Origin of the sequence: Paenibacillus sp. MMO-177 (genome assembly GCF_037147795.1) — a bacterium.
Classification (GTDB): domain Bacteria; phylum Bacillota; class Bacilli; order Paenibacillales; family Paenibacillaceae; genus Pristimantibacillus.
Genome location: NZ_JBBCUR010000011.1, coordinates 132,666 through 155,970 on the forward strand (window position 1 = coordinate 132,666; position 23,305 = coordinate 155,970).

Below are 23,305 nucleotides of genomic sequence, written 5' to 3' on the forward strand. Positions count from 1 at the left end.
CGGATTCCGTGCAGGAATCCGGCTCCTTTTTGGCGTATTATTAGCGTACTAAACATGCCTTTGCACCAATAAGTTAGACAAGTAATGCTGTATCAGAGGATTGCAGACACTGGAATGGCTATTCATGTTGGGAGGCTATATGGGATGAGCAATATTCGGATTGGGTTTATTGGAACGGGAGGGATTGCCGGCTGGCATGCCAAGCAGCTGCTAGAGCTCCCGGAGGTACAAATTACCGCGCTATCGGATACAAGCGAAGGCAACCGCGTTGCTTTTGCCGAGAAATTTGGTTTGCAGGATGCCCGGCAGTTCTCCGCATATGAGGATATGCTTGAGCAAGGCGAGCTGGATGCGGTTGTGATCTGTTCTCCGCATACGCTTCATTTCAGGCAAGCCTACGATGCGCTGGACAGAGGTCTGCATGTGCTTATCGAGAAGCCGATGACTTGCTCGTCGGAGGAAGCGGAGCAGCTTATTCAGAAGGCGGAAGAGTCGGGGAAAGTGATGCAGGTGTCGTACCAGCGGCATTTCCAGCCGGAATTTCTGTACATTCGGGATGCCATTGCAAATGGGGAGATTGGCAGGCTGACCTCTGTAACCGCTTCACTTAGCCAAGAGTGGTACCAGCTTACGGAAGGCACGTGGAGGCAGGTTCCTTCGCTTTCCGGCGGAGGGTTTCTGATGGACTCCGGCAGCCATATTATTGACGTGCTGTTATGGACAACTGGAATGACTCCCGTAGAAGTAAAGTCCCAGCTTCAGAACCATGGAGCGCCGGTTGAGATCGACAGCTTCACTTCGATCCGCTTTGCGGAAGGGGTGCTCGCGGGTTTGAACTTTGCTGGCTATGCCCCAGGCTGGAACGAGACGTTTGCGTTCTGCGGAGATAACGGCGGCATCTACTACGACAACGGTAGAATCACGCTTCGCCGCTTGAACGAAGAGCCGATTGTACCTGAACTCCCGGAGCAAACGACGAACCAGGACAAAAGCTTCGTCGATGCCATTCTTGGCCGCCACGAGGTGCTTGTCCCTGGAGAGTTCGCCCTCAAGGTCGTATCCTTAAGCGAAATGATCTACCAGGCAGCGGGTTATGATCCGCTGAAAAGATAACAACAAAGGGTTGCCCCGTGCGCGGGGCAACCCTTTGTTGTGTAGTTGGCTGGCTAGGATCGGCCAGCTGTGAAGTCTGTAAGGCCGAAAACGGCCTTACAGCAAGCAAAACTGGTACACCCGGAAACGCTGTAAGGCTGAAAACCGGCCTAACAGGGGTGGACCACCACCAACCGATGCCTGCGCCCAATCTCAAGCTGTAAGCTCCAAAGGAGGCTACCAGCAGTAAAAAGTAGCCTCGCCGAGTGCTGTAAGCTCCAAAGGAAGCTAACAGCAGTAAAAAGTAACCTCGCCGAGCGCTGTAAGCTCCTAAGGAAGCTAACAGCCCCCATCAACTGGTGCACGCGAGCTTAATCCGCAGTCTGTAAGCTCCAAAGGAGGCTACCAGCAGCAAAAAGTAACCTCGCCGAGCGCTGAAAGCTCCTAAGGAAGCTACAACTGATGCACTCGAGCTTAATCCGCAGTCTGTAAGCTCCAAAGGAGGCTACAAGCAGTAAAAAGTAACCTCACCGAGCGCTGTAAGCTCCAAAGGAAGCTAACAGCCCGCACCAACTGGTGCACCTGAGCCTAATCCGCAGTCTGTAAGCTCCAAAGGAAGCTACCAGCAGTAAAAAGTAACCTCGCCGAGCGCTGTAAGCTCCAAAGGAAGCTAACAGCCCCCATCAACTGGTACACCTGACCCTAATCCGCAGTCTGTAAGCTCCAAAGGAGGCTACCAGCAGCAAAAAGTAACCTCGCCGAGCGCTGTAAGCTCCTAAGGAAGCTAACAGCCCGCACCAACTGGTGCACCTGAGCCTAATCCGCAGTCTGTAAGCTCCAAAGGCAGCTACCAGCCCGCCAACCAGCTCATAGCCGCTTACTTGATTTCAAACTCGCCCACCAGGGCAATGTATAGCGCAACGGAAAGCACCTAGACATAGCTCAAGCGAAAGAGGCCAAGAATGCGACAGAAAGTTTAAAGATGTCTCATTTAGAGCACGCCTAAACCGGGCTAGAATGGGAGGGAGCACGACAAGAGGAGGGTACTCGAATGGCAAAAATAACGGAAATCAAATGTATTCGCACCCGCAAAAACGGGACCTGGACCATCGTCAAAGTGATGACGGACCAGGATGGGCTGTACGGGCTTGGCTCCGCATCCGATGTCTATAATCCGGAAGCGGTCGTGCAAATCATCGAGCAATTGCTTGCTCCTCTATTAATCGGAAAGGATGCCGCCAATATAGAAGATTTGTGGCAGACGATGTATATGAGCGGCTATTGGAGAAACGGCGCATTGCTGCATACCGCAATCGGCGGCATCGACATGGCGCTGTGGGATATAAAAGGCAAGGATGCTGGGCTTCCCGTTTACCAGCTGCTTGGAGGAGCTTGCCGCGCCGCGGTTCCATGTTACGGTCATGCCGGCGGCAAGGATATCGCCGAGCTGAAAGAGGATGTGCACCGGTTTATGGAAGAAGGCTACACCGTCATCCGCGTACAGATGGGCGGCTACGGAGGCGGCGGCTTTATTGACCGGGATAAGGCGAACATTCCTAAGCAGGCATGGGGCAGCGGTCCGGTATTTGACGAGCAGTCATACTTGCATGCGATCCCGCATATGTTCGAACAGCTGCGGAATGAATTCAGCATGAGCGTTCAGTTCACCCATGACGTGCATGAGCATCTAACGCCGGTGAATGCGATTCAGCTTGCGAAGCGTGTGGAGCCTTACAGCTTGTTTTTCCTCGAGGATGCCATCGCGCCGGAGCAGATTGGTTGGTATCGTCACTTGCGGCAGCAATCCGCTACCCCTCAGGCGGTTGGCGAGCTGTTCGTGAATCCGCAGGAGTGGACGCAGCTGATCAAGGAACGGCTGATCGACTTTATCCGCGTGCGCGTATCCAAGGCGGGAGGCATAAGCGCCTGCCGCAAAATCGCCGCTTTAGCCGAAGCATTTGGCGTACGTACGGCTTGGCAGGAGGGCGGGGAAAACGATCCCGTCAATCAGGCGGCAGCCGTTCACCTCGATATGGCGATATGGAATTTCGGTATTCAGGAAGTGAACCATTTCAAGCCGGAAGAGAAGGATGCTTTCGAGGGGCATATCGAGCGGAAAGGCGGCTATTTGTATCCGTCGCAAAAGCCGGGTCTCGGCATTGAGCTGGATGAGCTGAAGGCGCAGCAGCTGCTGGGAGAAGGCTGGAGCAAATCGGTGTATTTCAATCCTTATCAGCTGGACCGCAAGGCGGACGGCACGCTGGTACGCCCATAATTCTTCATTAATAGGAGTGTAACCCTTATGAAAACAATTGCAGTAACAGGCGGCAGCGGCAAGCTGGGCTCGGCACTGATCAAGGAGCTCCAGCTGGAGGGCTACAATGTCACATCGCTGGATACGCAGCACTCCAACGAGCTGAGGTGCCGGCAAATCAAGGTGGACCTGAACGATTTCGGACAAGTCGTCTCCGCGCTCCATGGAGCCGATGCGGTCATTCATCTGGCTGCGATTCCGGCTCCGCTTGGTTACCCGTATCCGTATATTTTCTCTAATAACGTAGTGTCCGGCTACAATATTCTCGAAGCGGCTTCGCTGCTTAACATCCGCAAGGTTGTTGTTGGATCCAGCGAGTCCTCTTACGGATTTGCTTGGGCGCCAACCCCGTTCTCGCCGGATTATCTCCCGGTGGACGAGGAGCATCCCCAGCAGCCGCAGGAATGTTACGGTTTATCGAAGATCGTAAACGAGCTGACGGCCGCGATATTCGACCGCCGTAACGGGATGCAGGTGATCTCGCTCCGCTTCTCCATGATTACGAAGCCGGAGGATTACAAGCATCTGGCAATCCACAAACCGGAGGCATTCAAAAATATTTTCTGGAGCTACATCGATATCCGGGATGCCGTCAGCGCCTGCATCGCTTCGCTTAAAGTCGACGATAGAGGAGCAGTCTGTCTCAACATTACAAGCAGCGATACGCTGAGCGACCGGCCAACCGCGCAATTACTCGAGCAGTTCTATCCGGACGTAAAGGATCTGCGCGATTCGTTCCCGGAGCGGACGGCAATCGTCAGCAACAAGGAAGCCGAGAGAGTGCTCGGCTGGAAGCCGCGGCATTCCTGGGCGGACAGCGAATAAAGCACAATGACAAAGCCCTGAACCGGTCAAGATAGCTTGATCGCTCAGGGCTTTTCTGCCTTATCCTTTAATAGAGCCAATCATAACTCCCGTAACGAAATGCCGCTGCACAAACGGATACATGATCCATACCGGCAGGCTGGAGACGATAATAATCGCATACTTGATGCTTTCGGCAAGAAGAATTTTGTCCTCCAGTCCCACATTGCCGTCAACGGCCGCCGATTGGCTGATCATCAGGATTTCGCGCAATACGAGCTGCAGCGGATAATGCGACTCGTCGCGCATATAGATAAGCGCGTTAAAGAACGAATTCCAATGGCCTACCGCGTAGAACAACACCATCACGGCCAGAATCGGCTTCGACAGCGGCAAAATAATGTTCACCAGCAGCCGCCAGTTCGAGCAGCCGTCAATATGGCCCGCCTCCTGGATCTCCCACGGAATGCTGGATTGGAAGTAAGTTCTCATGACGATCAAGTTGTAGGTCGATATGGCGCCCGGAACAACAAGCGACCAGATCGTATCCACCATCCCGAGATCCTTCACAAGCAGGTAAGTTGGAATAAGTCCGCCGCTGAAAAACATCGTAAGCGTAATAAGCAGCATCAGCATTTTCCGCCCGGGAAGGTCGGGTCTCGACAGCGGATAAGCGGCCAAGGTCGTCATTATGATGTTTATGACGGTTCCCGCAACGGTGTAAAGGATGGTATTCCGGTAACCGATCCAAACCTCGTTATTATGAAAAATATTCGTATAAGCCTCTAATGTCAGGCCCTTTGGCAGCAGCCATACCCCGCCGTCCAACACCTTAGCCGGATCGCTGACGGAAGCGCTGACTACAAAAAGCAGCGGATACAGCACAATAAGAATAATAACTGCAGCAAGTATATACACAACCGCATTAAACAGCCGTTCACTCGACACTCCCGAGCGGTTGATCATTGGCTTCCCTCCTTACCATAAGCTTGTCTCGGACAGCTTGCGGGCGAACCGGTTCACGACGAGCAGGAGCGCCAGATTAATGACAGCGTTAAACAGTCCAATCGCGGCGGTATAGCTGTATTCGCCTTTCAATATGCCCGTCGTATAGACAAAGGTTGAGATGACATCGCTGGCCTCGATATTCATGCTATTCTGCATAAGCAGCACCTTCTCGAAGCCGATATTCATAAAATGGCCAATATCCAGAATAAGCAGGATCACGATAACCGGCACGATACCGGGCAGGGAGATATGCCAGATCCGCCGCAGCCGGGAAGCCCCGTCCATCTTAGCCGCTTCGTACAGCTGAGGATTAATGCCAATGAGAGCCGCGATGTACATAATCGACTGCCAGCCCATGTTCTGCCAAATGTTCGAGCTGATGAAAATCGGCTTGAACCAAGCGGCCTCCTCGAGGAACCGGATTGGCGTGCCGCCAAACGCCTCGATTAGCCCGTTGACGGGGCCGCTTTTGGGAGACAGGAACAGCTGCAGCATCCCAACGATTACGACAATGGAGATAAAATGGGGAAGGTACGTAATATTTTGCAGCCATTTGCTAAAGCCCCTGCTCGGAAGCTCTTGAATAATGAGAGCCAGAACGATCGGAATCGGGAAGGCAATCAGCAGCGAGAACAAATTGATGGAGATGGTATTCCACAGCAGCCTCCAGAAATAATACGAATCGAAGAAGCGGGTGAATTGCTCGAACCCGACCCATTTGCTGCCTACGATTCCTTTGGCCGGATTAAAGTCTTTAAACGCGATTTGGAGCCCGTACAGCGGGCCGTATTGGAACAGAAGATACCAGGCAATAGGAAGCAGGAGCATCAAATATAAATCGTAACGTTTAGTTATCTTTTTAAACAGCCGGGAGCCGCGCATGGAGCGGCTCCGCGGACTGGCGGTCGGATGATTGGCCTCGGCCGGTCTCATGTGCGACCTCCTTTTTAGTTATTGTTTCACTTTATCGTAGGCATCCTGATACAGCTTCTGCAGCTCCTCGATCTTCAGCTTCTTCAGCGTAGCTTGGAAGTCATCCCATTTATCGAAGCTAAGCGCGCCGGTAATAAACTTGGTGCTTTGCTCGTCGTAATATTTATCAAGGTCGTTGCGGAGCACGTCGACTTTCTTGGCGGTCTCCTCGTCGAACATCGGAGCGGCATAGCGGACCTCAGGCATGTAAGGATCAAGCTTCTTTTGGGCCTCTTGCACTTGAGGCGGATTAATAAAGGAGGCTACATTCTCGCTGATGAGATGAGGTGCGCCGCCCCCCGCGTAAGGCGTAATTTTGCCTTGGTTTCCGGTATTCAAAAATTGCTGCGTATAATACGGAATGCCGTCTTTAAGCTCATAGTTTTCGCCTTCCCGGCCGAACCTGAGCAGAGTGGAGCCTTCTTCGCTGTAGAAATAATCGATCCAGCGCATGGTTGCTTCCGGATGCTTGTTCACGGATGTAATGGCGAATGAGCCCAGGTCACGGGGAACGGGAGCGCCTTGGCTTTGCAGGCGGTCGCCATGCGGACCTTCAAGCGGTGCGATACCGGTATACTGATCCTGAATCGGCAGGAACGCGTTATTGGTTTGATCAAAGAAGAAGCCAACGTTGCCCGATCCCTGCTTGGCGATATATTGGGCTTCCGTCTGGGAGAACACTTCCGGGTCAAGCAGCTTTTCGCTGTAGAGCTTGTTCAAATATTGAAGCAGCTCCTTGTTCCGGTCATTGCCCATCCAGATTTCCACCTTGCCATCGACCAGATTGATGTTATATCCAAGCTGCGTATCCAGGCCAAACGAACCGCTCATCATCGGAATAATCGGCAGGCCTAGACCAACCCCGGCGCTGGCACGGGCCGTCAATGGGATTTCATCCTGTTTTCCGTTGCCGTTCGGGTCTTTGTCCCGGAAGGCAACCAGCACATTATACAAATCCTCCGTCGTTTGAGGCTCCTGCAAATTGAGCTTTTTCAGCCAGGCTTGATTAATCCATTTCTTGTCCGTCCGTGCTGCCCCTACCGTAACAACCGTAGGCAGGGCGTAAATATGGCCTTCCGGCGTTGTAATCGCAGATCCAATCTCGGGATATTGCTCCATCAGCTTTTTGAAATTCGGGGCGTAATCATTGATCAGATTTTCCAGCGGAATCAATTGGCCGGCCGTTCCGTAACGGATCGCCTCAAGCGAAGTAAGAGAGGAACGGAACAGGGCGTCGGGCAGCTCATTGGATGCGAACAGCAAATTCTTTTTTTCCTGGAAGCCATCCGTAGGCACCTCGGTAAACTCTACGTCAATGTTGCTTTGCTTGGCATAGTCCTGGAACACGGGCATGTCCTTGAACGGGCCATTCACAGGGGCAATACGCGAGAACATTTTCAGCTTAATCGGCTCCTGAACGATCGGAAAACCGGTTTTGCTGACTTCGCTTGAGGAAGCTTCCTTTGAGCTGTTTTTGTTATCCGCGTCATGGCTTGAGCTGCACCCGGCTAGCGCCAATGAAAGGGCAAGCATCGCGGACACGGTAATGGTACTCCGTTGTTTAATCATCATTACAGCAGTCTCCTTTAAAACATAGTATTCAAAGTCATATAGTTGGTTTTGTGAGCTGCATTTAGCATAAAGTAAGCGGTATGAAATAGAAATAACATTTCGTTGTGATCAATTTGGCATTTTGTTAGACGCCAGCAGCTTGCTGCGGTAGTTCGACGGCGACATGCCGGTGTAATTGCAGAAGGCTCTCGAGAAAGTGTAAAGGTCTGTATAACCTAGCGAAAGCGAGATATCGGTAATCGATAGAGTCCGGCTCTGCAGCATCTCGACGGCCCGTTCCATCCGCAGCTTTATTAGATATTCGCGGGGACTTATGCCGAAGCTTTGTTTGAACCTGCTGGACAGATGAGAGCGATGCATGCCGGACCACTCCGCCAGGTCCGTTACGCTTATGCCTTCCGCATAATGCGTCTGCATATATTGCAGGCAGGATTTTAGCCAATCTTTCTCCTCGCTCACTTCGGGAAGCGGACGCGACAGTATTTCGAACAGCTGGTACAGCATCATCTGCAGCTGTAAATCGCCGTCCTTCTGCCAGTTTTTCATCCGTTCCATGCATGCCTGCAACTGATTGGCAAGCTCAGTCGTAAGCCTGTTGCGCAAATACGGCTTATGCTCGGTAATTCCGATCCTTCGGACAAGCATCTCCGCTTGGGAGCCGGTAAAGGCTAGCCAATGCATCTTGAGCGGGGAAGCGGAATCGTATTGCGTAATCCAGTAGCTGTGCTTCACATCGGGGAACAGGCAGAACATGCTGCCCTTCGGCAGAGTAACGGTCTCGCCCATGCTGGACAGCGTAACCGAGCCGTTAAGCACAAAATGGAAAGAGAAGCATTCAATCACCCTTGGTCCAACGCTATAATTCGCCTTGGCGATATTGCGGCCCGTGCGAAGCGGCCAAAGCCCGCCCAGCTTCTCAAATTCGTTAGGCGTGTAATAAAAGATGTCTGCAAATTCATGGCCGTAATCTTTCAAAGGAATTCACCCCGCAAAAAAAAGACATAGCGGTGCCAAGGGGCACATGCTATGTCTCTAGTAGTCTAGTCGACGATCTGTCTATTGTAGCATAGATCGTCATTTCCGTTCAGGGCTAGGCGTAAATCCGGTAGCTGCCGCTTAATGCCAGCAGGCTGAAGAAATAAAGGCAGTTATCGTAATAGCGGCGCTCGCCCTTGCGAAGCGGGGTGTTCCAGAACAGCTGAACAAAGTGGCCGGCGTCCGGACCATCCGCAGCAAGAGAAGCCATGGCATTGGTCGCTAGCAATCCGATAGGATGCAGCGCCGGCTCGTCGAAAGGTTTGCCGTCAATCGTATAACGGCGGTAAGCCGCAACTTCGACCGGACGGAAAAACCGCTGGATCCGGTTCGACTGTCCGACCTGCCACTGATCCTGGCGGAACCATGCCCAGTCCAGGCCGATATTGGCCGCTACCCGGTAAGCATCGCTGTAGAAATGACGGAAGTCGCCATGGCGCTGCACCGCTGCCGGCGTTCCGTCGTAGTTGGCGTACTCCGGCGACAGTCCCGTCTCGGGATGGCAGGCCGCATGCAGGTAAGCCCGGCTTGCTTCCGCCGCTTCCCGCCAGAACGGTCTGTCCTCTTCGTCCGCCCATAAGGCGAACAATTCGTAGAAATGGGGGAGATGGTAGGACGGATCGCTAAACGGTGATTCCGGCACAAACTTGATCAGCTTATTGGAAGGCTCCCACATCGGACTGCCTCCATTGCCGTCTTCGCCTTGATGGACACAGGCACGCAATATTCGCCTCGCCTGCTCCGAGTAATTGTACGGCTCCGGTCCGTCGCCCCAGCGGTTCGCGGCAAAGAACAGCGCCATCGCGAAAAACTCCTCGCCGTCCGGCGCAGGCCCTTGGGACAGACGGGTTCCGTCCGTTTTGCAATGCCAGGCGAAGTAATCCTTGTAACGTCCTTCCGAGTGCTGCATATAAGTGACGGAGAAGTTCCACAGCCGGTCGAAAATCTCCTTGTCATTCATCTGAACCGCCATCATCATGCCGTAGGACATGCCCTCCGACCGGACATCCACATTACCCGTATCGAGGAAATACCCTTTGTCTTCTCCCATCGGGTAATAAATCCGGACATCCGGATCACCGTGCAGCAGATCATTCCAAGCTTGCTTCAGCTTAGCTTGTATGGCTGTCTCGGAGTAACCGAGTTCCTTGAACAAATTTCGGTATTCACCGGTATAATAAGCCCCTTTTTCCAAAGCTGTCATTGTAGTAAAAACCTCCATTTCGTGGTGTATAACCCCATCTTAGCACAGGCAGAACTATATAAATTAAAGCGTTTTCATTGAAAATTATAGATTGCTGCTGTCAGTAGAAAATAAAGTTCAAAACTAGAAAAATAAAGGATTATACTAGGCAAATAAAGTTGCAGAATTAGAAAATGGGTAATAAGACTTGCGATCTTTATTAACGAGGAACAATAGTTCAGAAGGAGAATCAGCAGGCTGCTTCATTTTAAGGCAACTTCTGATTTCTAATTTCATAGTTTATTGATATATTTAAGATCCATGAAGATGAATTTGGAGTAGATGGGAAGAGAATAGAATGTTGTGATGCAAAGACTGACAACATGCTGCCAACAACCGGTAAATGCGCTCGATCAGATTTTTAAAAAGTCGAAATAGATGTGTGCTGGATTACCAATCAGATTCATTCAGGGAGGAAATAACATGCTATACGAGTTGCGAATCTATACGATTTACGAAGGTCGAATGGATGCCATTCAAGACAGATTTAAGGAGCATACGTTTAGAATTTTTACAAGACTGGGAATGAAGGTCGTGAATTTCTGGATAGATGCAACAGGCCAAAATAAACTATATTATGTGATGGAATATAAGGATATGGCGCAGCGTCAAAGGCTATGGGAGCAGTTTAAGAAAGACATAGAATGGATTCAAGTAAAACGCAACTCGGAAGAAAACGGAGGGCTCATAGTCGAAAAAATTGATGAATATTTTATGAATCAAGCTGAATTTTTTGGATTGGGAAATTGAACTTGGACGGAGAACGATAGCTCAATATAAGAACAGTGCAGCAGCCGGTCAATAATGATCGGCTGCTGCACGTTTCTCAACGAATCGGCAGTTATGAAGGCCCCCCTTTATTATATAGCACGAACTTGAACCCGCCTCCGCAGCGGGGTGTTTTTTTGTCTGCTTCAATTGTTCATGTAAGCACTAGAGATATGAACCGATTCTATTAAAATCCCAGTAACTTTTAAATGCGTTTGAATAGATTAATAGAGTAGTACAACTTTAGATGAAAGGGGGAATGACATATGGCTGTCAGTAAAAAACAAATTTCGAAATATTACGGCAAGAAGATCTATGCGGTCAAGAAGGACGGAACAATCGTTACAGGAACACTGACACAAGTTCAGGGTAATCGTGTGATTCTTACCCAGTTAAGACCGGAAAAAGGGAAAACAGTAGAAACGAAATGCTTTTTACCACTGTTTTTATTTGATTTGCTAGCAATTGGACTGTTTGACGGTTTTGACGGAGATTTCTTCTTTTAAGCATGAGATCCACAAAAGATTTATCACGGTATAAAAAATCAGCGTTACCGAATTTTAAAACGGTAACGCTGATTTTTTATAGACAGCAGGAGAAGTGAGAAATTATGAAGTGCTTGTCGTCCCACATCGAAGATGTCGGATGACAAGAACATTTGAAAATAAAACAGCGACAGTCCTATTCTTGTCCTAGGCTGTCGCTGTTTCAATTCTAGGCTTCACGGCGGCCTAGCTGCTATTCCAGGTTCGCGTGATTGTTGTACATGGCTGCCCCTTGCAGCTCCTGCCGCTGCATGAGGTGCAGCACGATCGTATCCAGCAGAAGCAGAAGGCTTTGCTCGAACAAGGTGCCCATTGGCTGGCTGGAGCCTCCGGAAGTGCTGTCTTTGGTTACAGCCGGGATCGTTACCCGGGAGGAAGCCGCTGCTCCTAAGGTAGACTCCGGAACAATGGTCACCACGCCAACGGCTGCGCCAATGCTTTGGGCTTTGGCGGCCATGCTTGTCAGCGTTTTGGTCTCGCCGGAGCCCGAGCCGATGAGCAGCAGATCCCCCTCAGCAATACCGGGCGTAACGGTCTCGCCTACGACGTAAGCGCGGAAGCCCATATGCATCAGGCGCATGGCAAAGGCCCGCATCATCAGTCCGGAACGTCCGGCTCCGGCTACAAAAATTTTGTCCGCTTCCGTTATCCGATTCATTAAAGCCTCGATCTCGCCTGGATTAACCGCGTCAAGCGTGCGTTCCAGCTCTTGAAGAATGGAGGATGCTGCACTCGGCGTACGCATTGGCCATTACCCTTTGATCAGCTGCTGCATTTGAGCGGCAACGGCTTGCTTGTCATCCGCGCCGGTAATGCCGCCGCCAACGATAACCAGATCCGGCTGGGCACTGATGACTTCAGGCAGCGTTTGAAGCTTGATGCCGCCTGCGATCGCTGTTTTTGCCTGCTTCACAACGCGTTTGATCGTAGCCAGATCCTCGAACGAGTTTTTGCCGTCTGCCTGATGGTCGTAACCGGAATGAACGCAAATATAATCAACGCCAAGATTATCGATTTCCACTGCGCGCGCTGCAATGTCCTTTACGTTAATCATGTCGACCATAATCTTTTTGTTCTGCTTGCGGGCTTCATCAACCGCGCCTTTAATCGTGGAATCGTCGGATACGCCAAGAACGGTGATGATGTCGGCGCCTGCTTCAGAAGCTTTCATTACTTCATAACCGCCGGCATCCATAATTTTCAGATCGGCCAGTACTTTGAGCGACGGGAATTCCTCTTTGATTTCTTTGACGGCGCGGAGCCCTTCGTTAATGACAACAGGGGTACCAATCTCAACGATATCAATATAAGGGGCAACCTCTTTCACGACTTCCTTTGCCTCCGGGATGTTTACCAGGTCAAGCGCCAATTGCAGTTCCATAATATGATTCTCTCCTTTATTTTGGGTGTTGAAAGCGATGAGTTCATATTAGGGCGATACCGGAATTTACGGAAGTACGCACTTTCAAGTAAGTCCGTATCCTGCAGGAAACTATGGAGCGCAAAAAAGCAGACTCCATGCGGAGTCTGCTCGGCTTTCATTCAGAAATATGCGGTTTAAATTTCTGCTGCTTGAAGGGAAATCGGCTCCGAATCCGATGTTCTGCCCAATACCTCTTCGCCGTAATGCTTGCCCCAGTTGTACATCAGCTTCAGGATCGGCACCAGGCTTTCTCCATGCGGGGTCAGCTTATATTCGACCTTCGGCGGTACAACCGGATAGACGGTCCGCTTGACAAGCTGATCCTCCTCCAGCTCGCGGAGCTGGTTCGTCAGAATCTTTTGCGTGATATGGGGAATGAGCTTTTGCAGCTCGCTGAACCGTTTTGTGCCGTCAATGCCCAGATGCCAGAGGATGATAAGCTTCCATTTGCCTCCGATTAACGCAAGGGTTAGTTCTTTTTCACAGTTGATTTGATCAATCTCAATTCGGGAACGAATATCTTTCGCCAACGTTAAGCACCTCCACTTATCTAACCGTGTCACAATAGATTACAAGATTATCGGGTTCATGTCTATTAAAGATGATGTCGAAAAATATCGGTTTATGGTATGATCGAAATTATTGCCTATATTATGGTAAAAAGGTGGAGAATAAATGGATTATAGGGAGACCCTGCACCGAAGAAACAAGCTGCTGGTAAATATTATATGGGTCATGCTGTTACTCGGCGTAGCCGTTGATTTTCTGACCGGAGCCGGGATGGATTCGATTATCGTCCTCGCTATCGTAGGCACGCTTACCTGCGGCGCTGCAACGATTCTGGTCTATAAACGCTGGTTAACGAACTATATTATGTATTTCATTTCGACAATTGTTACCGTGCTAACCTTGCTGTTATTGTTAACCGGACCGATCATTACGACTTATTTTCTCGTATATGTCAATCTGGCCATCATGACGCTTTACGGCAACTCCAGGGCGATTGGCTATTCCGGATTAATGGGCGTCCTTCTGACGGTTTATTGTTACGTTAGTCCCGACAAGACCGAGATTTTCGGCGATAACGCTCCAACCACGATGTTTATGTATTTCTGTATGGTGGCGGTTCCGCTATATGTATCGACCAAGTTCAGCGAGCGGCTGCAGCACAATATTATTGAGCATGGCGAGCGGGCGATGCTGGAGAACAAACGGTCGCTCGAGCTAGTCGGACAGGTCTCTTCCTCGGCGGGACAGCTGAATTCGTTCAGCACGAACCTGAAATCCAACATGACAACGGCCGGTTCGATTTCCAAGGAAGTTACCTCGGCCTTCTCGGAAATTACGTCAAGCATGGAAGCTCAAACGTCCAGCATGAATGACATCAGCGAAGCGATCCGCCATATCGAAGCTTCCGTGTCCTCGCTTGCGAACCGTTCCACCGAGATGAAGGAACTGTCGGCAAGCTCAGCTCTCTTAACCAAAGCCGGAAGCGAAGGAACCGCTGATCTTGAGCACGAGATGAAGCGCGTTAACGATACGATCGATACCTCCGTGCAGCTCATGAATGAGCTCGGCGAGCAGAATGCGAGCATCATCGAGATTGTGGCAACCATTAAGCATATTTCCGCGCAGACGAACCTGCTTGCATTGAACGCGGCGATTGAAGCGGCACGCGCAGGCGAGCATGGCAAAGGCTTTGCCGTTGTCTCGCATGAAATCCGCAAGCTGGCGGAGACATCCCAGCATTCAACCGAGCAGATCGAGCAAATTTTGGAGAGCATCCGCACGAAGACGATTTTGGCGGCAGAGCAGGTGGTTGAAGGGCAGCAGTCCGTTATTGGCAGCACGGCGGCAGCCCGCAAGGTAGCCGATGTGATGCGGGCTTTGGCGTCAGACGCCAATAAACTGGAGAGCCATTCGGGCGAGGTCGACTATTCGGCGGAGCAGCTTCAGGAGCAATATACGAGAATTACCGGTCAAATCGTATCGATTGCCGGTTCCACGGAACAGAATATGGCGGCAATCCAGGAGATGTCGGCCAGCATGACGACGCAGGACAGCCGGATTGTTGAGATTGTCGAGAGCTTCCTGCAGCTGGACAAGCTGACCTCCGATTTGAACGAGATGACCGAACGGAGAACAAGGGAATAGAGAAAAAGCTAATGAGGCCGCTGCTTCATTGGCTTTTTCTTTATGCATATTAAGGCTGAATTAAGCTTTTGAGCGGTTTGAATAGGAATTCATCTACGGTAGGAGTACCCGGCGTATCCGGAATATCGAGAAACAAGAAAATCCAGATAACCGCCAGGAGGGAGAAGAACACCGTTTTTTCCTTCGACCCCCATTTTTTTAACTTCGGCCATTCCAGCCATAAGATCAGGAAGGTTCCCAGGGTAATGAATATAATAAACTGCAGCCTCATTTTATTTCCCCTCTTCATATGGCATTCCGCCGGGTGCGTTAATTAAACCCGGTTTTTTAATATCGGTTTTAACATCCATAGTAATTTTGATTTTAGCGAATTGCTCATCCCATTGCCCCTTTGCCCGCTCCCATTCTCTTGGATATTTCTTGTGATAAACGCTGGAGAAGTGAACGGCGTCCGCCTTTAATTGCTGCAAATAGAGGACGGAAGTCTCGATCCGACGATGAATATCCTCGCGGAATGCCCGGTTCATTTCCTCGAGAACCTCGGGCTTCATGGGATCCATGCTTGTATTGTTCTGAACAATGCTTCCCATGGATTGAACTTTAATGGTCATCGACCAGTTATTCCCTTCGATATGGGGAGTCAATCGTACTTTTGTTTTTACAGGATGCAGGGAAACCTGCTTTCCCCCGACATCGAACGTTACGCTGTAATCCGAGATGACGTTATTAACCAGCAGGACTCCCCGCAGTCTCTTTTCCGTAAGCTTGCCGGACAGCTTGCCCTTCTTCAGGACAGCGGCACCTCGCATATAAGGGATGGTTTGGGTTGGCTTGTCCGCCAGCTTGGATGGCGGCAGTATGTAGACCAACGGAAGGGCGGTGGTCTCGGCATCCCCTTTCAGCTCCATACTCATTTGCTCCATCGTTACAAGCAGCCCGTCATGCAGATTGGAGATCTCGCGCAAAGCCTCCGATGAGGTGCGTTCAATAGGCGGGATCAAGTCAAGAGTTTCTGCGGCCTTCCCTTTGCTGATCATCATATAAGCCCGTTCCCGGGGCTCAGGATGCCGGACGAGAAAATCAAACTCCTCGCGGATCCCGGTTCTCGCCAGCTCCTCGCTGAAAATAAAAATTTTGCATTGTCCCCAAAACAGTCTTCTTGGCATTTTGCGTTGAAGCTTGGACAGGGCATCCTCGATATTGATTCCTTCCGCAGAGCGCGTAATGGCCCGGGGACCGCCTCCTCCGCTGCTTCCGGTTGCTTGCTGTCCGCTCCCCTGATTCTGAGGAATAATCACCTGCACGGTAACCTGCATTTTATTATGGATCCCTTTGTCAAAGGCTGTTGCCGTTATCAGCGCAAGATCATTCAGCTCGGTTCGGTCCCAGCATCCGGTGAGCGTTAACATGGAACTACCAATCATCAAAGCGATTATTATCTTTCTCATGAGACATGCTTGCTCCATGGTTTTCTGCACAGGGCTATAATCAGCAGCAAGAACGGCACGGCAAGCATGAAGGTTGACAAATGAATCGATCCCACCGTGGCGAGAAATCCGGCCATCTTGAAGAAGCTGGGAATATCCCAGAAGCAATGAATAACAATGAGAATGCCGATTGGAAATACAAAGGGTCTGTAGTCCTTCAGGTTAAAGCAGGAGGTGAAGGATAATACGGCAGCGTAATAAACAGCCGCGATTTTTATGAAGTTGCCAACGACCCACATCGCGAGAAGCAAAGCCTCCAGATTCTCGAAAAAATCGGCCCTGGAGATATACCGGAAAGCCGTTAATACCGGATACACCTTGTTGGCCGTATCGGGACCAAGCACGAACAATGCGATCAGACAAACATAGGTTAAGCTGGCAGAGACGGCTAATAGTGAAAGGAAGCTGTATTTGACGGTTTTATTCTTATCGATAACGCTGGGAAGGAAGAAGGCGATAATGAAAAATTCGGAATACCACGAGATCGGTGCCAATGATCCCTTTATAACCGGGATAATGCCATGGCTCATAAACGGCAGAATATGGCTTATATCGAAATCTGGTATTAATAAAAGCAAGAAAAATAATGGCAAAATAAAAAGCGGGGTTAACAATAACGCGCATCTGACCAGCAGTTCAACACCGCCGCGTACAGTAAATGCAGCCAGCAGAACCATTAAAATCACTAGGCAGAACATAGGCGTCTTGAATAAGTAATTGCCTGTGACAAATTCGGCGTATTCTCTGGAGACAATGCCGCACGTAAATACGAAAAATTGAAAATAGACGAGTCCAAGAACTTTTCCGGGTACTTTGCCAATGATGAGTTCACTGTATTGAACCAGATTTTTATCCGGGTACAGGCGATGCAGCTTAATCGAGATGGCAAGCACGATTCCACCTGCTAATATGGCAACGATAGGCGCCAGCCAGAAGTCGTTCCTGGCGTAATGGGCAGAGATTGCGGGAATCGTTATAAAACCGGTTGCCAATATAACCGAGTACATCAGAAGCGACATTTGAAAAGAAGTAATTTTCCCATTGTCCATTCCAGATCACCAATCCCTTTCATTCGTCATTCGTGCCCTGCCCCGGATTCGGCATTTGGCCCTGCGCTTGCCGGTATTTATTTGTCGTTCTAATGAGATCGGGCCTTGCGTCCATCATCCAGATTGGTGACCGGATCAGGATATCCCTCAGTTCACTCTTCATCACTCCTGATAAATAAGGCACATTGAAGGATTTCAGGCTGCACAAATGGATCACAAGGGCGATAAGACCCGACATGATGCCGAGTAGGCCAAGCGACCCGGCCAGCAGGATAAACGGGAACCTCAGCAGCCGTATAGGGAGTCCGGTTATATAACGCGGAATCATAAAGGATGAAATGCCTGTAATCGCAACTATGATAACCATGGGAGCCGATACCAGACCGGCTTGAACGGCAGCCTGCCCGATAACAAGCGCTCCTACGATACTGACGGCCGCACCGATTTGCTTGGGCAGTCTTACCCCGGCCTCACGCAAGGCTTCGAATGTAATCTCCATCAGCAGCGCTTCAACGAGCGCGGGAAAAGGCACGGCTTCGCGAGAGGTTGCCATGCTGAATAACAACGAACCAGGCACCATCTCCTGATGGAAAGTGAGCAAGGCTACATAAATGGAAGGAAGCAAAAGGGAGATGGCGGCGAAAAAATAACGCAGCCACCTGATGGCCGTGCTGAACATAAACCGCTGGTAATAATCCTCCGCGGACTGCATGAGCGAAAAGAAGGTGACCGGTGCAATTAAGGCAAAAGGCGTTCCTTCCGTCAGTATAACAACCCGGCCTTCAAGCAGGTTGCTGCTGACGACGTCAGGTCTCTCCGTGCTTAAGATTTGCGGGAATGGCGACAGCGGGTGATCTTCGATTAATTCCTCTATATAGCCGCTTTCGAGAATACCGTCTATCTGTATGCTCCCGAGACGCTCCTTGACTTCGCTTATCAGCTCAGGCGCTGCCAGGCCTTCAATATAGGCAATGATAATGCTTGTCTGCGTATATTCGCCGATGCAAAAGGAGTCCATTTTTAGCAAGGGGCTCTTTATGATCCGGCGAATAAGGGCTGTATTGACCCGTAATGTCTCCGTAAAGCCTTCCCTCGGTCCTCTAATGACAGATTCGGCGGTAGGCTCTTCAATGGATCGGGTTTGCCAGCTGCTCAAGCCAAACGCAAGTCCTTGGGGTTCATCATTCAGGAATAGCACAGGCTCCCCAATCGATAAATGTTTAATAACCTCTTCAAAGGTAGACAAGAGTTTTGACGAAGCGGATGTGATCAGATGCTCAGCCATGTATCCGACCGAAATCGTCTCGCCACTAAATCCCGTAAGCGGCTCAATCACCGTCTGCTCGATTCTTGAAGCATTGGCAAGTCCGTCGATGTAATAAATAACGGCCTGATTGCTATCCCCGATCGGCAAGTAACGGACATGGAAATCGGAGCACCTTGAATAAACCCCTTCAAGCTGCTGTTTGTTCAACTCCAGGCTCGGATGGAGGGGATGCTGCTCACCCTGCTTCATGATGTTTGGATTGATTTGCGCCGTTCTTTTGCCGAATGCTCGTGAAAGTCTAGATTTTCTCATAAATTTACTTTTTGCAGAATGAGTATGTAATATTCGCGGACATCGTCCTATTTTACTGCCGTTCCGGTTAGTCCGTCGGAAATGGAAAATAGGTTTAAAAATTAATACAAATAACTAAATTTTGGTATTTTCATCTATGGGAATGTCGATTATATTGAGGATTATTCAGGCCTTCTAAGATCGGAGATGGCCTTGTTTCGCTCGGCAGTTGAACAATTGGAGATGATAACGTGGTAGTTTTCATTTCGCTTATTTTCATTATTGCGGGAGTTATGGGATGGCTGTTCCCGTCTTTAAGCTGGCATATGAAGCATGGCTGGGCCGCGGACGGCAATTCGGGTCCAAGCGATAACTACATCCGTTTCAGCAGATTCGGAGCCGTTATTGTACTAGGCTGGGGGATTTACATTCTCATTACCGGAGATTTAGGCAAGCACAGTTCATAGAAGAGGCGAGGGGATTAGGATGCGAAGAGTGCCGATGGAACGTCCTACGGATCACTACGATGCCCGTTTATTCAAGATTGACGAGCAGCTCTGCGCTTTGCTTGAAGAACGAAGAGAGGTTTCCAACCAGAACCCGGGATTTCCGCCCTTTAAAAGCATTGAGAACTGGGCTGACCGGTATCGCTTGTACCCGGATTTGTTGAAGTCCATATTCAGCCTGTTAATGAATGAAGAGGTGTATCTGCCGCTGGTCGAGCCATCGGGCTTCCGCAAGCATTTGCCCGTTCTCCGTTGCGTGGAGAGCGGAGATAGAGTCTATACCTTATCCGGTATAAGGCAATACGAGAACGCCAGCGTCGTCAACCTGAGCATTCACGAGGACTACCGGGAACGCGAGAAGGAGGCCATGCGTACGCCTGCTTATATCGAGCTGGAGCTGGGCGAAGGTTATCGCTGTTATGTGGACCAGGGTACAAGCTCCGGAGGGAACTCCGCTTACGGCTTTGTTGTTTCTCCCGCTCTTCCGGATGATCTTGCCGGTCTTGCCTTTGTATTCAGCGAATACGAAAGGCCGTTAAGAAGGAAGCCGACAGGCGTAGAGATCGTTTTTCGGATGGAAGAATAGCATGTAACGAAGAAGGCCTTACCGGTCGATTCCGGTAAGGCCTTCTTCCATTATTGCTGGCGATCGAGCGCGTCGATTCCAAGTGCGACCGATCCGCAAAGACCGGCGTTATCGCCAAGTCCTGGCGGCACGATATAGGAATCAATGCCTTCACGCAGCGCTTCGTGCGAAGCGTAGCCGTTTAGGTTCTTCTGTACTTCCGCGCGGATCAGCGGGAACAGCTGCTCCTGATGCATAACGCCGCCGCCAAGGATAACCTTCTTCGGAGACAGCAGCAGAATCGCGCTGGCAATGGCTTGGCCGAGATAGAAAGCTTCCATCTGCCATGCCGGATGGTCCTTTGTCAGCTCGTCAGCCTTCACGCCCCAGCGTTGTCCGATAGCGGGACCTGCCGCCATGCCCTCCAGGCAGTCGCCATGGTAAGGGCAGAAGCCGGCGAATGTATCCTCCGGGTGTCTGCGGGTAAGAACATGGCCGCCTTCCGGATGCAGCAGGCCATGAACAAGCTTGCCTTCCGTGTAAACGCCAACGCCAATACCGGTACCTACCGTGTAATAAAGCGCGCTATTAAGCCCTTTTGCCGCGCCCCATTTGGCTTCGCCAAATGCGGCCGCGTTTACGTCCGTATCCCAGCCGTAAGGAACGGGAAGCTCGCGCTTCATCGTGCCAAGGAAATCATACCCGGACCAGCCTGGTTTAGGGGTTGTCGTAACAAACCCATAGGTAGGGCTGGCAGGATCGATATCGATCGGTCCAAAGGTGCCGATACCGATAGCTTCAACCTGCTTGTCGCGGAAGTAGTTCAGGACCTCGCGCAGCGTGGAATCCGGGTGCTCGGTCGGCAAGCTGATCCGTTCTTCGATTTCACCGTGTTCGTTGCCAATTCCGCATACAAATTTTGTTCCGCCTGCTTCAATTGCTCCAATACGCAAGTTCGTTGCCTCCTCAAAAGAATTGCCACACGAACGGCCTAGTTATTGGCCGTACGTGGTAAATCTTGCCTCGTAAGCATAGTGCTAAAGAATTGCCACACGAACGGCCTAGTATTTGGCCGTTCGTGGTAAATCTTGCTTCGTAAGCTTCACTCTGCTATTCGTGCGAAATAATAAGCTCAAGCTGGCCGCGAAGCGTAAAGTTTCCGAAGCCCAGCGGAATAATGAAATGGTCGCCTTTTTTCAGCGGATAGCTGCCCGTGGAATTTTCCAGCTCGCCAGCTCCTTCTAGGACGCTGCAGATCGTAAATTGAACCGGCTCCGGGAATGCCGTTTCGCCGCTCGTGTTCCATTTTTGAACCGTAAAGAAGCTGTTGGATACAAAGGTTGTTACCTCGGTGCCGCCTATGGTTTCCGTGGAGAAGGATGTCTCTGCATCCACATGGGGCACGGTAGTGACTTCAATGCCTTTATCCAAATGAAGCTCGCGTGTCGCGCCTTTATCATCTGTCCGGTCGTAATCATAGATCCGGTAAGTGGTGTCCGAGCTTTGCTGCGTTTCAAGCACTTGAATGCCTTTGCCAAGCGCATGGAGAGTGCCGCTAGGGACGTAGAAGAAATCGCCCGGCTTCACGGTTACCTTCGTAAGCAGCTGATTCCACTCGCCTGCATCAACCATTTGCTTTAATTGCTCTTTCGTAGCCGCGGAATGGCCGTAAATAATTTCAGCCCCCGGCTCGCAGCCAAGGATGTACCAGCATTCGGTCTTGCCAAGCTCGCCGTTCTCGTTCACCTGCGCATAGGCATCATCCGGATGCACCTGCACGGACAGATCGTCCGAGGCGTCGAGAATTTTGGTCAGAAGCGGGAATTTAACCGCTTCGGAGCCGAACAGCTGCGGCTGCTGATCCCACAACTCGCCAAGCTTAAGCCCTTTGTAAGGACCGTTATGAACAACGCTTTGACCGTTAGGGTGAGCGGAGACTGCCCAGCATTCCCCGGTGCGATCAGACGGAATATCGTAATGGAATTGCTCTCTTAATTGCTTGCCGCCCCAAATTCGTTCTTGAAATACAGGTTCCAGGAAAATCGGTTGATTCGCCAATCTTGATCCCTCCAAGTCATCGATTTCAACTTTACTAAACTTGACAATATAAACATTTGTAAAGTAAATTGATTATAACATAGGAACAGAGGAAGTTGAAGAATGCCGCGACCAAAAAAAATATCTATGCAAACGATCGCCGATAAGCTGGGCATATCCCGCAATGCGGTATCATTGGCGCTTTCTAATAAGAAGGGAATCGGAGAAGAGCTGAGGCAGCAAATTATCCAGACTGCTCAAGAGGTTGGATATCCGCTGAATGAAGGCCAATCCTCCGTTAGCGCTCCGGTTCTTGTGCTTGTGCCGGAACGAATTATGAGTCATGAGGATAACGAGCATTTTTTGTTTTATCATGATTTGATTTGGGGGTTGGACAGCCGGCTGCAGGAGGAAGGCTACAGCGCGGTTATTGTGAGAATCAGCATGGCCCAGGAAGACGAGCGTATCCTCCCCGAGCTGGTTCAGCATATCGACTGTCAGGGGATTATCGCATTTGGCATATTGGAGAAGGATTATATCTTAAAAGTGCAGCAGACCCTTGTAAAGCCGATGCTGCTGTTTGATTCCTATTACCGGGATATCGAGGCGTCCGCCGTTACTTCGGCAAATATCGAAGGGGCAAGCTTCGCGGTTAACTCTTTAATTGATGCGGGTCACAAACGGATCGGCTGTATTGCGCCGGTTAACCTGACGACCAGTCATGAGGAGCGTTGGTTTGGTTATACGAAGGCCATGCTGGAAAATAACCTGCAGCCCGACTTCTCCGTATGCCTGCTGGAGTCGGAAGGCTTTAGCCGAACGCAGGAGGAATTGTCGGTTTATTGCGACCGGTTCGGGGAGGGGGAATACCCTACGGCAGTTTTCTGCGGAAATGACCGGATTGCCCTCCTGCTCATGAAGGAGCTGGATAAACGGGGCATGCAGGTACCCGGCGATGTATCGGTCATCGGGTTTGACGGGCTTGCCATGTCCGCGGAGACGAGTCCTCCGTTAACGACGATGGCGGTCAATAAAAAAGCGCTATGCACCGCAGCGGTCGACGTGCTTGGTCTCATGCTCCGGCAGCCCGACAGTCCCGCCGTGCGCTGCAGTGCCGCGCCTATACTTCGTATGGGGGGCTCAGTCAGAAGTCTGACATGAGCCTCTTTTATT

Annotated in this window: 23 protein-coding genes; 9 read left to right on the top strand and 14 right to left on the bottom strand. The window is 50.6% G+C overall.

Annotation, left to right across the window (positions count from 1 at the left end; genetic code table 11):
• Window positions 1–144: 144 nt before the first annotated feature.
• The 3 genes from WFK81_RS25975 (at window position 145) to WFK81_RS25985 (ending at window position 4,231) form a co-directional block, all read left to right on the top strand.
• Window positions 145–1,113 carry a Gfo/Idh/MocA family protein gene (locus WFK81_RS25975; RefSeq protein ID WP_336789698.1) on the top strand — a complete coding sequence of 323 codons (969 nt, stop codon included), beginning with the start codon at window positions 145–147 and terminating at the stop codon, window positions 1,111–1,113.
• A 1,030-nt stretch (window positions 1,114–2,143) separates the two neighbouring features.
• A complete protein-coding gene (locus WFK81_RS25980; protein WP_336789700.1) occupies window positions 2,144–3,367 on the top strand; it encodes an enolase C-terminal domain-like protein in 1,224 nt (407 codons plus the stop codon).
• A gap of 27 nt (window positions 3,368–3,394) precedes the next feature.
• Window positions 3,395–4,231, top strand: coding sequence for an NAD-dependent epimerase/dehydratase family protein (locus WFK81_RS25985; protein WP_336789702.1), 837 nt, complete (start codon window positions 3,395–3,397; stop codon window positions 4,229–4,231).
• Between the two features lie 60 nt (window positions 4,232–4,291).
• On the opposite strand, the gene WFK81_RS25990 is transcribed toward WFK81_RS25985, so the two are convergent.
• The 5 genes from WFK81_RS25990 to WFK81_RS26010 all read right to left on the bottom strand — a co-directional run bounded on the left by WFK81_RS25990 (window position 4,292) and on the right by WFK81_RS26010 (window position 10,001).
• Window positions 4,292–5,176, bottom strand: coding sequence for a carbohydrate ABC transporter permease (locus WFK81_RS25990; protein WP_336789704.1), 885 nt, complete (start codon window positions 5,174–5,176; stop codon window positions 4,292–4,294).
• Window positions 5,177–5,188: 12 nt separating this feature from the next.
• Window positions 5,189–6,151 (bottom strand): ABC transporter permease, encoded by a 963-nt coding sequence (locus WFK81_RS25995; RefSeq protein ID WP_336789706.1) that lies wholly within the window; start codon window positions 6,149–6,151, stop codon window positions 5,189–5,191.
• 18 nt (window positions 6,152–6,169) lie between these two features.
• Window positions 6,170–7,759, bottom strand: coding sequence for an extracellular solute-binding protein (locus WFK81_RS26000; RefSeq protein ID WP_336789782.1), 1,590 nt, complete (start codon window positions 7,757–7,759; stop codon window positions 6,170–6,172).
• A gap of 111 nt (window positions 7,760–7,870) precedes the next feature.
• Window positions 7,871–8,737 carry an AraC family transcriptional regulator gene (locus tag WFK81_RS26005; protein ID WP_336789708.1) on the bottom strand — a complete coding sequence of 289 codons (867 nt, stop codon included), beginning with the start codon at window positions 8,735–8,737 and terminating at the stop codon, window positions 7,871–7,873.
• Between the two features lie 115 nt (window positions 8,738–8,852).
• Window positions 8,853–10,001 (bottom strand): glycosyl hydrolase family 8, encoded by a 1,149-nt coding sequence (locus WFK81_RS26010; protein WP_336789710.1) that lies wholly within the window; start codon window positions 9,999–10,001, stop codon window positions 8,853–8,855.
• Window positions 10,002–10,463: 462 nt separating this feature from the next.
• Between WFK81_RS26010 and WFK81_RS26015 the strand changes: the two genes are divergently transcribed.
• Both WFK81_RS26015 and WFK81_RS26020 read left to right on the top strand, forming a co-directional pair.
• Window positions 10,464–10,790, top strand: coding sequence for an NIPSNAP family protein (locus WFK81_RS26015; protein WP_336789711.1), 327 nt, complete (start codon window positions 10,464–10,466; stop codon window positions 10,788–10,790).
• A gap of 284 nt (window positions 10,791–11,074) precedes the next feature.
• Window positions 11,075–11,314 carry a hypothetical protein gene (locus tag WFK81_RS26020; RefSeq protein WP_336789713.1) on the top strand — a complete coding sequence of 80 codons (240 nt, stop codon included), beginning with the start codon at window positions 11,075–11,077 and terminating at the stop codon, window positions 11,312–11,314.
• Window positions 11,315–11,546: 232 nt separating this feature from the next.
• Here WFK81_RS26020 and hxlB read toward each other — a convergent pair whose 3' ends face one another.
• From hxlB to WFK81_RS26035, 3 genes are all read right to left on the bottom strand, one after another.
• Entirely contained in the window at window positions 11,547–12,098 is a 552-nt protein-coding gene (gene hxlB, locus WFK81_RS26025) for a 6-phospho-3-hexuloisomerase (RefSeq protein ID WP_336789715.1), read from the bottom strand.
• Window positions 12,099–12,104: 6 nt separating this feature from the next.
• Window positions 12,105–12,734 (bottom strand): 3-hexulose-6-phosphate synthase, encoded by a 630-nt coding sequence (gene hxlA / locus WFK81_RS26030; protein WP_336789717.1) that lies wholly within the window; start codon window positions 12,732–12,734, stop codon window positions 12,105–12,107.
• 176 nt (window positions 12,735–12,910) lie between these two features.
• Window positions 12,911–13,306 (bottom strand): winged helix-turn-helix transcriptional regulator, encoded by a 396-nt coding sequence (locus WFK81_RS26035; RefSeq protein WP_336789719.1) that lies wholly within the window; start codon window positions 13,304–13,306, stop codon window positions 12,911–12,913.
• Window positions 13,307–13,451: 145 nt separating this feature from the next.
• On the opposite strand from WFK81_RS26035, the gene WFK81_RS26040 reads away from it, so the two are divergent.
• The gene (locus WFK81_RS26040; RefSeq protein ID WP_336789721.1) at window positions 13,452–14,930 is read left to right on the top strand and encodes a methyl-accepting chemotaxis protein; all 1,479 of its coding nucleotides are present in this window, start codon (window positions 13,452–13,454) and stop codon (window positions 14,928–14,930) included.
• 49 nt (window positions 14,931–14,979) lie between these two features.
• Here the strand turns inward: WFK81_RS26040 and WFK81_RS26045 are convergent, their stop codons facing one another.
• From WFK81_RS26045 to WFK81_RS26060, 4 genes are read right to left on the bottom strand one after another with little or no spacing between them, the layout of a single operon-like run.
• On the bottom strand, window positions 14,980–15,201 hold the full coding sequence (locus WFK81_RS26045) for a hypothetical protein (RefSeq protein WP_336789723.1): 222 nt from the start codon (window positions 15,199–15,201) through the stop codon (window positions 14,980–14,982).
• A 1-nt stretch (window position 15,202) separates the two neighbouring features.
• Window positions 15,203–16,378, bottom strand: coding sequence for a Ger(x)C family spore germination protein (locus WFK81_RS26050; RefSeq protein ID WP_336789725.1), 1,176 nt, complete (start codon window positions 16,376–16,378; stop codon window positions 15,203–15,205).
• Window positions 16,375–17,466, bottom strand: a complete 1,092-nt coding sequence (locus tag WFK81_RS26055; RefSeq protein ID WP_336789727.1) for a GerAB/ArcD/ProY family transporter — start codon at window positions 17,464–17,466, stop codon at window positions 16,375–16,377. Before WFK81_RS26055 ends, WFK81_RS26050 begins: the two co-directional genes overlap by 4 nt.
• 19 nt (window positions 17,467–17,485) lie before the next feature.
• A complete protein-coding gene (locus WFK81_RS26060) occupies window positions 17,486–19,045 on the bottom strand; it encodes a spore germination protein (protein WP_336789729.1) in 1,560 nt (519 codons plus the stop codon).
• Window positions 19,046–19,275: 230 nt separating this feature from the next.
• On the opposite strand from WFK81_RS26060, the gene WFK81_RS26065 reads away from it, so the two are divergent.
• Together WFK81_RS26065 and WFK81_RS26070 are read left to right on the top strand one after the other, a co-directional pair.
• Window positions 19,276–19,491: a DUF6199 family natural product biosynthesis protein gene (locus WFK81_RS26065; RefSeq protein WP_336789731.1), complete on the top strand. Its 216-nt coding sequence runs from the start codon at window positions 19,276–19,278 to the stop codon at window positions 19,489–19,491.
• Window positions 19,492–19,525: 34 nt separating this feature from the next.
• Window positions 19,526–20,116, top strand: a complete 591-nt coding sequence (locus WFK81_RS26070) for a hypothetical protein (protein ID WP_336789733.1) — start codon at window positions 19,526–19,528, stop codon at window positions 20,114–20,116.
• A gap of 50 nt (window positions 20,117–20,166) precedes the next feature.
• Here the strand turns inward: WFK81_RS26070 and WFK81_RS26075 are convergent, their stop codons facing one another.
• Together WFK81_RS26075 and manA are read right to left on the bottom strand one after the other, a co-directional pair.
• Window positions 20,167–21,048 carry an ROK family protein gene (locus tag WFK81_RS26075; RefSeq protein WP_336789735.1) on the bottom strand — a complete coding sequence of 294 codons (882 nt, stop codon included), beginning with the start codon at window positions 21,046–21,048 and terminating at the stop codon, window positions 20,167–20,169.
• Window positions 21,049–21,205: 157 nt separating this feature from the next.
• Window positions 21,206–22,153: a mannose-6-phosphate isomerase, class I gene (gene manA / locus WFK81_RS26080; protein WP_336789737.1), complete on the bottom strand. Its 948-nt coding sequence runs from the start codon at window positions 22,151–22,153 to the stop codon at window positions 21,206–21,208.
• A 126-nt stretch (window positions 22,154–22,279) separates the two neighbouring features.
• Between manA and WFK81_RS26085 the strand changes: the two genes are divergently transcribed.
• Entirely contained in the window at window positions 22,280–23,293 is a 1,014-nt protein-coding gene (locus WFK81_RS26085) for a substrate-binding domain-containing protein (protein ID WP_336789739.1), read from the top strand.
• The last annotated feature ends 12 nt before the right edge of the window (window positions 23,294–23,305 follow it).